Annotated in this window: 12 protein-coding genes; 6 read left to right on the plus strand and 6 right to left on the minus strand. The window is 31.6% G+C overall.

Annotated elements, in window-relative coordinates; all coding sequences use genetic code 11:
• Positions 1–340 precede the first annotated feature (340 nt).
• The gene (locus ACFSY7_RS11660) at positions 341–1,390 is read left to right on the plus strand and encodes a hypothetical protein (RefSeq protein ID WP_380147956.1); all 1,050 of its coding nucleotides are present in this window, start codon (positions 341–343) and stop codon (positions 1,388–1,390) included.
• A 756-nt stretch (positions 1,391–2,146) separates the two neighbouring features.
• Entirely contained in the window at positions 2,147–3,463 is a 1,317-nt protein-coding gene (locus ACFSY7_RS11665; protein ID WP_380147957.1) for an MmcB family DNA repair protein, read from the plus strand.
• A gap of 56 nt (positions 3,464–3,519) precedes the next feature.
• Here the strand turns inward: ACFSY7_RS11665 and ACFSY7_RS11670 are convergent, their stop codons facing one another.
• Positions 3,520–4,098, minus strand: coding sequence for a hypothetical protein (locus ACFSY7_RS11670; RefSeq protein WP_380147958.1), 579 nt, complete (start codon positions 4,096–4,098; stop codon positions 3,520–3,522).
• A 486-nt stretch (positions 4,099–4,584) separates the two neighbouring features.
• Between ACFSY7_RS11670 and ACFSY7_RS11675 the strand changes: the two genes are divergently transcribed.
• Both ACFSY7_RS11675 and ACFSY7_RS11680 read left to right on the plus strand, forming a co-directional pair.
• Positions 4,585–6,684, plus strand: coding sequence for an ATP-dependent nuclease (locus ACFSY7_RS11675; protein ID WP_380147959.1), 2,100 nt, complete (start codon positions 4,585–4,587; stop codon positions 6,682–6,684).
• A complete protein-coding gene (locus ACFSY7_RS11680) occupies positions 6,669–8,342 on the plus strand; it encodes a UvrD-helicase domain-containing protein (RefSeq protein WP_380147960.1) in 1,674 nt (557 codons plus the stop codon). Before ACFSY7_RS11675 ends, ACFSY7_RS11680 begins: the two co-directional genes overlap by 16 nt.
• A 59-nt stretch (positions 8,343–8,401) precedes the next feature.
• Here ACFSY7_RS11680 and ACFSY7_RS11685 read toward each other — a convergent pair whose 3' ends face one another.
• Together ACFSY7_RS11685 and ACFSY7_RS11690 are read right to left on the minus strand one after the other, a co-directional pair.
• Positions 8,402–9,076, minus strand: a complete 675-nt coding sequence (locus tag ACFSY7_RS11685) for a recombinase family protein (RefSeq protein ID WP_380147961.1) — start codon at positions 9,074–9,076, stop codon at positions 8,402–8,404.
• Entirely contained in the window at positions 9,077–9,880 is an 804-nt protein-coding gene (locus tag ACFSY7_RS11690) for an EVE domain-containing protein (protein ID WP_380147962.1), read from the minus strand.
• Positions 9,881–10,072: 192 nt separating this feature from the next.
• On the opposite strand from ACFSY7_RS11690, the gene ACFSY7_RS11695 reads away from it, so the two are divergent.
• Positions 10,073–10,252: a hypothetical protein gene (locus ACFSY7_RS11695; protein ID WP_380147963.1), complete on the plus strand. Its 180-nt coding sequence runs from the start codon at positions 10,073–10,075 to the stop codon at positions 10,250–10,252.
• A gap of 85 nt (positions 10,253–10,337) precedes the next feature.
• Here the strand turns inward: ACFSY7_RS11695 and ACFSY7_RS11700 are convergent, their stop codons facing one another.
• Positions 10,338–11,396 (minus strand): hypothetical protein, encoded by a 1,059-nt coding sequence (locus ACFSY7_RS11700; RefSeq protein ID WP_380147964.1) that lies wholly within the window; start codon positions 11,394–11,396, stop codon positions 10,338–10,340.
• A 277-nt stretch (positions 11,397–11,673) separates the two neighbouring features.
• On the opposite strand from ACFSY7_RS11700, the gene ACFSY7_RS11705 reads away from it, so the two are divergent.
• Positions 11,674–12,987, plus strand: a complete 1,314-nt coding sequence (locus ACFSY7_RS11705) for a DNA cytosine methyltransferase (protein WP_380147965.1) — start codon at positions 11,674–11,676, stop codon at positions 12,985–12,987.
• A gap of 61 nt (positions 12,988–13,048) precedes the next feature.
• On the opposite strand, the gene ACFSY7_RS11710 is transcribed toward ACFSY7_RS11705, so the two are convergent.
• Together ACFSY7_RS11710 and ACFSY7_RS11715 are read right to left on the minus strand one after the other, a co-directional pair.
• Positions 13,049–14,161, minus strand: a complete 1,113-nt coding sequence (locus ACFSY7_RS11710; RefSeq protein WP_380147966.1) for a hypothetical protein — start codon at positions 14,159–14,161, stop codon at positions 13,049–13,051.
• Positions 14,162–14,184: 23 nt separating this feature from the next.
• Positions 14,185–14,565, minus strand: a complete 381-nt coding sequence (locus ACFSY7_RS11715) for a hypothetical protein (RefSeq protein ID WP_380147967.1) — start codon at positions 14,563–14,565, stop codon at positions 14,185–14,187.
• Between the last annotated feature and the right edge of the window lie 181 nt (positions 14,566–14,746).

The following is a 14,746-nucleotide window of genomic DNA, read 5'->3' on the forward strand; positions in this document are numbered from 1 at the left end:
AAAAGAAAAAAGCTGGGATATTCCCAGCTAATCATTTAACTACTTAACTCTATAATGGGGAATTTTATCCCGATATTATCGGAGAATTTAGAGGCGTTATTGACATAGCGCATCTATTAAAAAAATACCTTACTTTAAAAAACTTACATGTCATTTAAAAATCGAGGGAATATTAACAGCCAAACAAAGCAAAAAGCTGAAAATTTCCTCTTATACTTTAGAAGCACTAATTAAAGAATGTCAAAGTGAATGGGAATATTCAGCAAAAGACTATAGATATGTTTCGGGAGATCATACAGGATTTGAATGCCAGTTATGTGACCAAAAAAACCTAAATCATTTGCATTACGTAAAGAATAAAGAAACAAAAGTAAAATGGCTTATTGGAAGCAGCTGCGCAGAAGAATTTGGAGATTATAAATTAAATGTCCCAAGTGATCAAGAAATTCAGCATAAAAAAACAGCTGTTATTCAACAACTATCTGATGTGGTTCCTGACCTGTTAAGTTATTTGGAATCAAATAAACAATTCCATAAAAAATATGCTACTTTACCTAAGGAATTATTTAAGAAAAAAAGTACCTTATTAAGTAAACTCATCTCGATTAAAAGCGAGCACTTAAAATTTCCCAAACAAAAAAATCTAAAAAATTTAGAACAATTTTATAAACAAGTCATATCCGTAGACCTTGCTATTGAAGCACATATAACACGCTATCAAAATCATTTATTATTTCCAACACCTGAAATTCAGCAATGGATTAATAAATCTAAAAATCCACAACACTTAATAAGTATGATTAAGAAAAATAATGGCTTGATTCCTAAAGAATTATTTGCTGAAATCGCAGAGCTGCAATACATTGAACGATTGCTGCAAGAAATCTTAATTCACTTTGATCAACACTTACTGTCTATCATCATGACAAAAACGATTACTGAAAAAATCACTTTTAAATTAACATTCCTAAAATCAAAAACCATTCTTGAAATGCCAACATCTAATTTTTTAGAGGTATTTACTGAGCTCTTTTTCGATGAATCTTATTCAATCAAAATTATTGAGAATAGATTAAAAACAAGAGCAGAAATTTCTCAAATTTATAATAAAGTTAGTGTTATTTTTGAAGATTACGCACGACTATTTAAACGTTTAGGATTTAAACTGGTTGTAACGCGATATACACAAGATCTCCTTATCCTCCAAAAGAATTCTACTTACTTTGAATATGATTCAAGAATATTCTTAATGGCGATTACTAACATGCATCTTGGGCTAGAAAAAGCCACAGCAGAGGGAGTTAGCCATGCGCTAAGTGAAAGTTTCTATCGACAATTTGACGAAGAAGAATGGCATGACTATATTAATCTCTTAAAATCTTTAAAATAAAAAAACGTTCATAACAACATATGTAGAAATATTTATAAACACGTTTCTACATATTAATATACATATTTCTACATATTAATATACATGTTTCTACATACTTGCATATATCTCATAACAAGAAACACATCCGGCCCAGCGTCAATGTAAATCGCAACGTAGCGCAGTGGAGTGAGAATTTAAGAATTGACGCGACCCATTCCCTTCACGCTAAATGCCCGTCCAAACCCCCGTTTGGACCTGCCTAGTGGCGAGCGGTAATTTTTTGGGGCGCCTTTTTTTCAAAAAAGGTGCGGTTTGTTTCTTCACACTTTTAATTTTTATTTTATATTTTCTTACAACTTACCTATAATAAATACTAGTTTTCAACGTAAAGAAGGTTAAATGATTATTTCTAATTTTTATTGTTTAGATCACCAGGGTACAACACATTAAGTGCTGTACTTACGTGGTGGTTATTTGATTTTCTTTTGATGTTTAATCTGCATAATCAGCAATGTTATCGTGAATGCATTAACTGCTATGTCTAAAAGAAAATTCACAATGGTAAAAACTAGAATTATATCATTCTCCTCCTTCTAATTTAATTACATTAGTATACCATTATATCTCAAAAAAATCCATTTTAATCACTTTTAATCCATAAAAAGGATATATTAAAATACTTTTTTCTAATTTTCATTTTATAAAAGTGTCCCGGACTCTTTTTCCATTTATATGCTAAAATGAAAATACTATAACACATCGGAGGTTCCGCATATGCTAAATGGGCTCGATCATACAAGTTTGCAGATATTCAAACAGTTTGATGATGGCAGGACGCTAGGTGATATTGCAATGGATTTTGATGTAACGATAAACCAGATTAAGAAACTAAAGCGGTTTTATAATGGTATTCAAAAGACGCGCCTTTCATTAAATGAGGATGCGGCGCAGCAATTTGCGAGTTTAGGGACGAAGGCGGTCGTATTGCTTCCACTTCTGAAAGATAATCTCGATTTATTTGCAGAAGTGCTGATGGTCGCGGAACCTGAAATGCGACGTGAGGATTTGGAGCAATTGATGACTCATGCGCAGGAAAAAAAGCAGCGCATCGCGGAGTTCAAACAGTATTACGAAGAACATTTATCGAAAATAGCTAAGCAGCAGAAAATCGGCACTCAGCTTGAAACAGATTTAAACGAAGTGCGACATCAATTGAAAGCTCAGTTGAAGGGGCTCAATAAGTATCCGAAGGCGGTACAGGAGAAACTGTTGTATTATGTAGGTCCATATGGCGAGCAGTTTGCGCTACGCCGCCGCCTAGATAGCGGTTTCCGACGTGCTTTGACAGCGAAGGGGATTATTGAGCTCATTGATTACGTATGGGAGATTCACGATATGGATGCGTTTGCGGAGCACCTGGCCAGTCGCATGAAGCATGGCCATTACATCGAATGGAATGAGGACCGTGAATATCATCGCAATCCATACGGCACCGCAAGTTCTGAGGATTACACGCAGATTCGTTCGTTTACCGAGGAATTTGATGCGATGGAGGCCTTGCAGAACGAGCATATGCAGGAGCTTGAAAACTTAAAATTAGAAACGAAGCAATTGGAAAAACAGTTGAAGGAAGCGCGCACCGCCAGTCTCCAATCATTTCAGGAAGCAAACGAAGCGGCAGATTTGATGTCAACGCGTGAAATCCTACGACACCGAGATATGCAAAACCTTGCGCTGAAATGGCTCTATAACAACGGTTACGTCGCAGCACCCGAAGTGACGCTGCCCAATATGCGCCGAGCAGATGTCATTGGCTATAACGCCGACAAAGTAATCATTATCGAAGTCAAAGCTAGCCGCGAAGATTACAACCGCGATCACAAGTGGCCCGAATATCTTCCATACTGCGATGCCTTCTATTTCTTCACAGACTTTTATATAGAAGAAACGCCAGTTGGCCAGCTGCGGGAAAAGGGCCGGAGCTTGGAAATTCAATTGGAAGATACCATGCCGCATACTTGCAGGGATAGGGAAGCGGTGACGTATGCGGTCGGTAGGGCGCTCAGTAGGAAAGTGGTGTTGGGTTGGTAGAATATAATAAAAATATCCCTATTAAAAAATAGGAATATTTTTATTATATTTAACGTTTAGTAAGTTAAATCATATAAACTAGCTATAATACCTTTATTTGTTCCAACTGATAATATCATCACATCTGGAAAGAACTCTACTTCATAAACTTTATTTGTTATATAATATTTTCCTGTTTCATGAATATTTCTCTTTGAACCAGGTAATCCATCTAATAGACCTGGCTCTGTAACAACTTCTTTTTTAGGGAAATATTTATTCATTACTTTTTTGGTAGGAAGTATTGTGAAGTCTGCAGTAAAGTACGTTTTTTTGATTGCTACCACTTTAGTACTTCCCTTTAATCTACTAATAGAGTCTACATTCAAATAATAAACGGTTGGATATAAGAAATCACTTGCTTGATAAGAGATTAAAGGTGAAATTTCGTTGATAGTTCCTTCTGGATTCTGCTTTTTAAGTTTTTTAAATGTCATACCTATTTTCCCATTACTGTTGGGTAATTTACCTTTTTTACTTAATGTTTTCATTTCTGTCATTGTAATCTTCTTTGCACTTGCCTCACTACTCTCGCTGAATAAACTCGGATAAAACATAACTAATATTACAGTAATAATTAATAACTTCTTTTTCATAAAATCCCTCCCATTTCACCTTAACAATTTATGAAATAATAAGGAATGATAGCTTTAAATCATTATTATTAATTATGTGAGATATTATACTCCTTCACCACTTTATAAAACGTATTCTTCTTCAATCTTAGCATTTCCATAAACTCTACACTTTTAATTTCCTTCGCCTGCCATTTTTCAAAACTAGCATAGTGAATTAAATTCTCCAAAATCATCCTTTTATAGACAAATCAAAACGCCATCTCAAATTAACATTGAAGCGGCGTTTTTTAGTGGATTTTGTCTATAAAATCGTCTATTTGATGATTTGTAAGACTACCAAAATGTTGTTTGGGAATGTTTTAAGTTTTTTATTTTTCATATAGATTCTGCTTTATTTTAATTTATGAAACTTATTACTTAATAAAATGTATAATTAAATAATAAAAAGTATATAATTGAATATATGTAATATTCAATTATTTTTAATGAAACAGGAGATAAGGTATGTACATTTCTCAATTAGTACTAAAGAATTTTAGAGGATTTTCAGGAAACGAAACAATTATAAACTTTAAAGAAGGTATTAATGTAATTTTAGGAGAAAATAATGCTGGCAAAACCACAATAATTAAAGCTTTGGATATATTATTCAACAATAAATCTTCAAAGAAATTAGGAATTAACGATTTCAATAGAGATATCGATTTAGATGTATTAAAAGATACACCACCATATATAATTATTGCTGCAAAACTAACAGAATCCCCAGAAGAAGATGAATATTCGGAAGAGCTTGTGGCTGTAGCAAATTGGCTAACAAAGATTGTTTCACCCTATGAAGCCAAAATAACATTAGAGTATTCATTACCTGAAAATGAGATAAGTAATTATCAAGTTTTCATGAGCAACAAACAAATGAATAAAAATGAATATTGGAATTATTTAGAACAGCATTTTTTAAAGAAATATGTTATTAAAATTTATATAGGGAACCCCGAATTAAAAAATCAATTAAATCCAATAGAACTTGCAAAATTTGATTTTCAATTTTTAAGTGCTATTAGGGATGTTGAACGTGATTTGTTTAAGGGAAATAACTCATTGTTAAAAGAAGTTATTGATTTTTATATGGATTATGAAATAAAAAGTAATATTGGTCTCTCTAATATTGAAAGAACTAAACAAATTTCAGTGAAAAAAGAGGAGTTTTCAAGAGAGTCTAAAGAGCTTATAAAAATATTAAAAGAAAGAATGCGTATTGGAGAAGAACAAATTTTAAAATATGTTAATAATACAGGTGCAGGTATAGATAAATCCAAACCTGTTTTTGATGGTGAAATATTTGATACAGAATTATATTCTTCTTTAAGACTAATTGTAGAAAAAGTAACGGGTATTAAACTACCAGCGACTAGTAACGGGTTAGGATATAACAACTTGATTTTTATATCTATTTTACTTTCTAAAATGCAAAGAGATGCCTCTGGAACATATTTAGGATCAAATGCAAAGACATTTTCTATATTAGCTATAGAAGAACCAGAAGCACATTTACATCCAAGTATGCAGTATAAATTTTTACAATTTTTAAAGAAAAATAATCAATCTGAAGTGCGCCAAATATTTGTCACTACTCATTCACCTAATATTACAGCAGCTGTGGATTTGGAAGATATTATAATTCTTCAAAAAGAAGATAATGAGAGAATTAGATTAGCTTATCCAAGCAAAGTTTTTGATACTAAAACTACTGATGATGATGATGAAATAAAAGCAAAAAAAAAATCTAGAGAATATGTTGGAAGATTTCTAGATGTGACTAAAGCTGACTTATTTTTTGCTAAAAATATTATCCTAGTCGAAGGAATTGCAGAACAGTTAATAATCCCTGAATTCTCCAGAAAAATGGGTAAAGATTTAGAAGATAGTCATACAACCATTATCAATATAGGTGGAAGATATTTTAACCATTTTTTAAGACTATTTGATATTGATGCAAGTGAATATGCTTTAAAAAAGAAAGTAGCTTGCATAACAGATTTAGACCCTGTTAGAAAAAAAATCACTAAAAACAATACTGAAAACGATAAAGTAACTTCTGAGTGGAGTAAATGTCCACCAATATTATTAGATTTAAATTCCAATCAATACGCATATAAAGATACTTCTAATAATTTGTTGAATACCCAATTTTTTTCAGATAATATTCAAATCTTCACACAAAGAAAGAAATTAAGTTCCACTTTAGAATATGAATTAATACGAATTAATCCTGAAAAAAAGGAATTAATCATGGATGCTGTTTCTAATCAAAAAGAATTAACTGAGTTAATTGATATGGTAAGTCGATCTGAAAATATAAATAAAATAGTAGACAGGTTAAGGCAATGTACCTTAAAAACAGAACTACAAATGGCTTTAGAAAACGGAAAGATTGCTGATAGTCAAGAAAATAGAATCGCAATACTAGCAAGCCGATATTTAATGTCTATTAAAAAAGGGGAAGCTGCCCAAGAGTTAGCTTATTTAATTTCTTCAGATGAAAATGAAATGATTACAATTCCAGATTATATAGTTGAGGCGATAAAATGGATATCACATTAGAAAAAGACATTATTAGGTTAGATAGTAGTAAAAGTTGCATACCTATAAATAAGAATTTCAAATTATATGCTGGACCAGGAGCAGGAAAAACTACTTTTCTGACTGAGCATATCAAAAGAATAACTCGAGAATCAAAAATCCTCACTAAAAACCGTAAGATTGTATGTATTACATATACTAATACAGCTGTAAACACTTTAAATGAAAGACTAAAAAGTGCTGAAAATTCACTTGAAATAAGCACTATCCATAGTTTTTGTTACAAATTTATAGTGAAGCCATTCATTTGGATTTTAAAAGATTGTATCTTACCTATTGCAGAAATAAATGGACACGAAAATATAAAGCTTAGACAAAGTCAAATGAAGGATTTTAAAACTCAGACGCAACAATTTTACTTAGATAATAAACAATTATCAGAGTCACTAGAAAAATTAAAATGGATTTTAGATGGAGATGGGAATCTAATTTTAGATTTCGTGAAGTTTTCTGATGGAAGAATAGATAATTTCAATCTAAAAAAAGAATCTTTCTTAGTCTACAAGGAAATATACTGGAAAGAAGGTAAACTAAGCCATGACGATGTTTTATACTTCGCTTATAGAATTTTAACTGAAAATCCGAGTTTATTAAGAGTCATTCGAGCTCAATTTCCTTATATTTTAATAGATGAATTTCAAGATACTAGTCCGTTACAAACAGCTATAATTAAATTAATCGGTGAAAAAGATACAATAATCGGAGTTATAGGTGATATCTGTCAATCTATATATTCTTTTCAAGGTTCTAATGTTGATTCATTTAAATCTTTTTCTCTAAATAATATGCAAGAATATATCATTGAGGGTAATCGAAGATCTACAGAACAAATTATTAAAATTCTTAATCACATGAGAAATAATTTAGATTTTATTCAGTATTCTCCAGATAATAAAATAGGTCATAAACCTAAAATAATAATAGGAAGTAAAACAGCTTCACTAAAATATTTAGATGAAACATGTGAAGAAATAATTTACCTTTCTTATAAAAATCCCAACAATAAATATCCTAATATAATTTTAGAGGATTCAACAAGTAATAGAGGATGTATGATTTACTATGTTGTTCAATCACTTGAATTAGGAAAAGAATTAGATATAAAAAATGCAATTAGATTTATGAAAAGAGCATATAGAAAAAATATATTATTTGATGATAAAGCAGCTTTGATAAATTTAAAAAGATTGTTAAATGATTATTCTATGTTTGAAGATATTTCAATAACAGAGTTTTATAATACCTATTTACTAGGATATTACCAAGTGAAAAATAAAATAACTAATGGAAAAGTTAAAGACTTATACGATTCAATCACAATTAAACAGTTGGCTACATATATTAATAGAACTGATAAAGGGAAATTAGAACAAAAAACTATTCATCAGTCTAAAGGTGATGAATTTGAAAATGTTTGCATCTTTTTTCAAGAAGATTCTAAAGAAAAAAATTTAGAATTTTTACTCTCACCTGACATGACAAAAGAAGTACATCGTGTATATTACGTTGCTTTAAGTAGAGCTGTTAAAAAATTGTATATTCATATTCCAGAAAATATTGATCATAAAACAGCAGAACGTTTAAAAGAAATTGGATTTCTCTTAGTTTATTTAGATTAAATAGTAAACAAGAAAATTTTAAAGTGTCGATACTTATACATCGACGCTTTTTTAAATTACTATTTCAGTCCTCTTAATTCACTATTAATTATTTGAGAGCCATATTTCCTTATTACCTTATAAAACGTATTCTTCTTCAAACCAAGCATCTTCATAAACTCCACACCTTTAATTTCTTTCGCCTGCCATTTTTCAAAGTTCGCTTCTAAAATCGCTCGCTGCTCTTTTGACAATGTTTCCAAACTAATAGCTGGACGACCTAAATGCTTCCCAGCTTTGCGTGCTGCAGCAATGCCTTCCTTTTGGCGCTTCAGAATCTTTTTACGCTCTTGATCGGCCACATATGAAAGTAACGATAGGAATTGGTCCTCCATTAATGACCCAAGCTGGCTATCTTCACTGTTCATCGCTTTAAATTTCCGGCTATCAAACAACGTTTCATTTTCAAGCACAATAATGTCCGCTTGAATTTTACGTGTGATTTCCTTCCACTCTGAAATAATCGCTTCATAATTACGACCCAGGCGATCAAGCGCATCGACATAAATTAAATCGCCTTCACGCAGACGACTTTTCATATTTTGATACTGCGGGCGGTTAAAATCCTTACCACTCGCATGGTCGATGTAAATATCTCGCTCATCAATGCCAAGTGCTTTCATCTTTGCTTCCTGACGTGCTGTGTTTTGGTCTGCAGTTGAAACACGAATATACCCGAATGTTTTTGATGCCATCTATTTTCCCTCCAGTAATTGCTTGAGTTCTTCTACCGTTAATACATGCTGTGGATCTCGATGAATCATACGGTGGCAGTTGGCACAAAGCGGCACAAGGTCCGTTTCAGGATTAACATGCGTCTCTTTTGTAACATGAAGCGGTTTAATATGATGCACTTCAATAAAGTTTCGACCGCGTTCGCCGTACACTTCTTCAAAATCAAAACCACATGCCTGACAAGTAGTGCCATGTATTTCAATGGCCATTCGACGGTTCTCAGCGTTACGTTCATAGCGCTGGCCATAATACGTTTGTAGTTTCCCTTCAATGTGGCCATTTTCAACTTCCATCGCTTGTAGATCATCTTCTACAGATGGTCCCTCCCAAAGTTTTTCAAGGAGCGCAGCATGTTCCTCGCTTATTAAATAATTTGTGTTAACAGGATTTTTCAAAATCAACATATTAGATAATTGTTCATTCTCTAATAAATCTAATCGTTTAATGCGCGGAGCTAAATCGACCTCCAGCACCTCCAAATCAATCGACGCAAATTCATCTGGTACGTGATCTTCTGTCCAGTGTTCTGAACGATTGTCTGCCTCATCAATGGTATAGGGCTCGGAAATGGCAACCGTTTTTGCGACGACACCTCCAGTTCCTCTGTTACCACCATCTGAACGCCAAATATACACTACGTCTCCTTCTTGCAATTGATCGACAAAATGTTTCTGACGCACAGACCACGTAATAACCTCATTCTCACTTAAATATGTATCCACCTCAAAATGTTTGGGATTACCTTGAAAAATCCATGTTTGCATAAAAATCGACTCCTTTTGTTAAAAAACGTTTATAAAGATATATAATCAATTATAAACGTTTATAAAGTGATTTTGAAGGGTTTAGAAACGAAAAAAGACACCTAAAAATAGGTGTCCGTAAAGTATGATTTTACAAACAAGTTAAAATGTTAAGCTATACTCACTTATATACATAGAAAAGAGGCCCTGCACATGAACACCATTGATGCATTGAATATTTTTTACAGAGAAGATGTAATTTCTGATTTACTTAAAAGCTGTTTTGAAGATTCTCCAGCTTTCTTAAAACAATTTCTAGCAGCGGGGAATGTGGCGCTCAATACACATACAGAGTACACGATTATGAATCGCTTAGGACTTGGTAAAGGGTAAAGCGATTGGAACTCCGGATATGGTGATTGTGAACGGTGATCAAATCATTGTGATTGAAAATAAACTTGGCACAGGTGAAGGTATTTTAACCAAAAACAAAATCAGTCAAATTCGAAAATCCTAATGTATTTAGCTTATTTGTTAATTCAGCATTTTTTTTTGCAGCCATATTTAATGCTTTATAATAATCTGCAATTACATCCCCAGATGAGGTTTCAATAAGCTCGTCTCTTATCCAACCACTAGTAATTTTTTCAATATAATCTGAATTAGCTTCATTTAAAAAATCATGTATTGCTTGTGATGAATCTTGTAAATTTTTATATACTCTAGAAAATTCTATATTTTCATATTTAAATTTCCCGCTAGCTGAGAATATATCTCTTAGATTAGAAACATATACAAAATAAAAATTTATTAAATGTTCGGCAGATCTTTTGTAATCATTTTGTGAGTTACCTATTAGATCTTTAGGAAACTGTATAAATAAATCTGCTTTAATTTTCAACCTTTCTTCTTCTGGTAAATCATTAAAATATGTAGGCATAACTTGCTCTTTTTCAGAAGTGTACCATTTTGCTTCATTAGAATTATTTCTCAAATAATCTTGTAAAAATTTCACTTTTCCATCATCATTTAATTCTCTCAAAGTGTCATATTCTACTTTAGATTCAAATACTGAAGAGGCGCCACTTCTTATATCAATTACAAACCTAGGGCTATGTGTTACTTTAATTGCTTTTGTAGTTTGCCAATAAGGAGCATGTCGAACTAATAATCTATTTTCTTTTTTCACCTTAGAACCGAACATCAAAAAAATCTCTTCATAATCGGGATCAGAAATGGACTCCATTACAGAATTACCATTAGTTGTCCATTCACCATTGCTTCGGGATTTTAATTCTAGCCCAAATTTAATACCATTAAGTTTTAAATCCATATCAGGAAAATGGTGTCCTAAATGAGCAGTTATTTCTAAAATATCTCCATGCTCTTTAATTTTTGTAGAAACATTCTCTGCAATTAATGGTACTAATTTTTCAAAACCATTGTTATTTCCGTTACTAACTAAATATTCTTTAGGAACGGGATCCATCGCTTCGATTTCATCTTTTATTAAATTTAATACTTGTTCAATGTTCATTCGCTGGCACCTCATTAATTTTTTCTAAATAATGTTAAATTCTATTTCAAAGTATAGCATATTTTATTTTTAGATTATTTCATATACATTATTAATATTTAATAAATCATCCACAAGTGTATATTATCTAAGCCTTCATTGTTAATGAATAGCTTTTTATTATTATATTTTTAAGTTATTTATTTGATTTTGTCATAAATTTATTTACTCTAGCACTTAAATCTATTATTAATTTAATTTATATAATATAATTACATTTACGAACGGAGGTTCCAAAATGACATTAAATTCAACACAAGACGTTCCTAATCTAAAAAATAATAAAGATTTAGGTACATTAAATGTACTTTCACTATTTTCTGGATGCGGTGGCATGGATTTAGGATTCGAGGGAGATTTCCCCGTGTTAACAGAATCTTTAAATCCATTAGTTAATCCTCATTGGAATACAAAATCTTTAGGCGATTATTGGTCACGTTTACCTAAAACTGCTTTTTCTACTGTATTTGCAAATGATATACGTCCAGATGCTCAACGTGCATGGACAAACTATTTTGCAAAAAAGAATATTTCTAAAGAAACTTATCATTTAGAAAGTATTGTAGATTTAGTTAAAAAATTTAAGAACGATGGAATTAATCCATTTCCAAATAATATAGATGTTGTTACAGGCGGATTTCCTTGTCAAGATTTTTCTGTTGCTGGCAAACGCCAAGGATTTGAATCAAAAAAATCGCATACAGGTAAATTAGCTGAAGATAATCAACCTAGTATTGAAAGTCGTGGACAACTTTATATGTGGATGCGTGATGTAGTGTCTATTACTCAGCCTAAAGTATTCATCGCTGAAAATGTTAAAGGCTTAGTTAACTTAGGTGATGTTAAGGAAATTATTGAAAATGATTTCCGTAATATCGGAAATAACGGCTATATTGTAGTTCCTGCCCAAGTTTTACATTCTGCAGAATTTGGCGTACCACAATCTAGAGAACGTGTTATTTTCTATGGTTTTAAACGTGAGTCACTAACGGATGAAGCTATTGAAGCTCTAACATCAGAAACAATCCCTGCTGATTACAACCCTTACCCACCAAAAACACATTATCTACCGAATGACTCTTCACCTGCAGCAAATTTGAAGAAATTTGTGTCGGTAAAAAGTGCATTTGTAGGATTAGAAGAGCCTGAACAAAGTACAGATATGTCCCAACAAAAATATTCTAAAGCGAAATATATGGGGGCTCACTGTCAAGGTCAAAATGAAGTGAATTTAGATGGCATTGCGCCAACTATTAGATCTGAACATCATGGCAATATTGAATATCGTAGATTATCATTAGAAAATGGTGGTACTTACATTCATGAATTAGAAAGTGGTCTAGCTCCACGTCGTTTAACTGTGAGAGAATGCGCTAGAATTCAAACATTCCCAGACGATTATAAATTTGTTTGGAGTGCTTCTAAAAAAGATAATATTGAAGGGTTATCTGCTTCAAGTGCCTATAAAATTATTGGTAATGCAGTTCCTCCATTATTAGGTTTTAATATTGCTAAGCGTCTAGAAGATAACTGGACACTATACTTCAAATAACTAAAAAGAGGCTGCCTTCAATAAAAGGCAGTCTCTTTTATTATGTTGAAATTGGACATATTTAATTGTTAAAGATTTTTTTTATAACTATGTATTCAGATTCTAACACTGTTAATTGCTTTAAATCTTTTAATAATGGCGGATTTTTACTTTCAATATTTTTTTCTTTTCTTTGAATATTGATTCTTAAATTGGACAGTATAATACGTTTCCATGTAGCAGCTCTATATTCCGGGTCATCCATTTGCCAAATCTCAATTGGAAAATCAAACTCATATTTCCAATAAAAAATTAATTCTTCTATATCTATTTCATCATTTTTTAAAAATGAAATAATGTCATCATAATTTTCTGATAGCAAGGCGATAATTTTCGACTGTTTTTCTCTACACTCTTTTATACTTACTTTCCCACCGGCTGAAAATACATCTCTAATTGAAGCATTAAAAATATTGTATTTATTTAACCAATACAAAGAAATTTTTTCATATTTGATATTATTCTTTTCGAAAACATTTGGAAAAAGAATAAAAGTTTTAATTAACAATTTTTTCTTTTCTATCCAATCTACCTCACTATAAACTTTAACTTTCATACTTTTTTCTTCGTCTAGCCACCATAATATTTCTCCCTTATTCAGATTCTTTCTTACTTGTCGCTTCAATCTTTTAGATTTTTCAATATTATTAAGTTTTTTAAACGTTTCGTAGGTTTCTCCCATCTCACTCAGAATAGAGTTCCCCGAATCTATATCCATATCTAAATAGAACCTTGGCGAATGTGTAACTCTAATATCAGCTATACATTCTTCGTATTTTTTTATTTTAACTTCAATTCGATTATTTTTTTGTTTCGAACCAAAAAAAACAAATAATTGGTTACTTAACTCATTATCTGTAATTTTTTCAAAAATACTATTTCCTGTAGTATGCCATTTATTTTGTTTCGTATATTTTATTTCCACGCCAAATCCATTATCTAAAATAACATTTGGAAATTCTTGTTTACCAGTATATTTTAAATATTCGATGTTAAATTCCGATTTAATACTTTGCATAATTTCAACAACAAAGCTTTTAAACTGTTCTTCTGTATTTATGAATTCTAAATCAACATTTGCACAAATTATGTCTGAAACTTTAGATAGAAATAACTCAATTTTTTTTATTTCCACTTTATTGTCTCCTTAAAATTAAATTATTTTTTCATTCCCAGCAACTCTATCTCCATTCCAATGCGGAAGTTGAAAATATCTTCTGCGCGAATATCAGTAAAATCGGTGCTATATTCTGTTTCGATATTGCGTACGAAAAGCAACTTACCAATAAGCTCTAGTGTCTGGCCGTCTGGTGTATAGATTTTCCAGATCGGTAATCCTGATTTATAGAAGCCAGCGTCATCTACAAGAATGGAAATTTCGTCGCTATAGTCCGCTATATCATAAGATTCAGTATTTAAAATTCGACAAATTTCGGCATTTTGAACAGTTAGGTTGTCATTATTTATCTGGATTGTGCCGACATCGTACTGCATTTGTTGCTCTGGAAAGTCTATGTAATAAAGTTTGAGTTGAGGCATGTTTTCACCATTTCTATTTTCTTTTAATGATAGCATAAAGTTAATATATTATTTTTTTCAGTAAATGTACTCTTTGAAGTAGGAGCATTCCTGTTAGAAGGATTTTCAGAGACTTGAAAACAAAAAAGCCCTCCTGTATGATGCTTGAGTGTCAACTGGCATTGACGCGCATAATATACAG

The sequence above is a fragment of the Kurthia populi genome, assembly GCF_042686175.1.
GTDB classification, from domain to species: domain Bacteria; phylum Bacillota; class Bacilli; order Bacillales_A; family Planococcaceae; genus Kurthia; species Kurthia populi.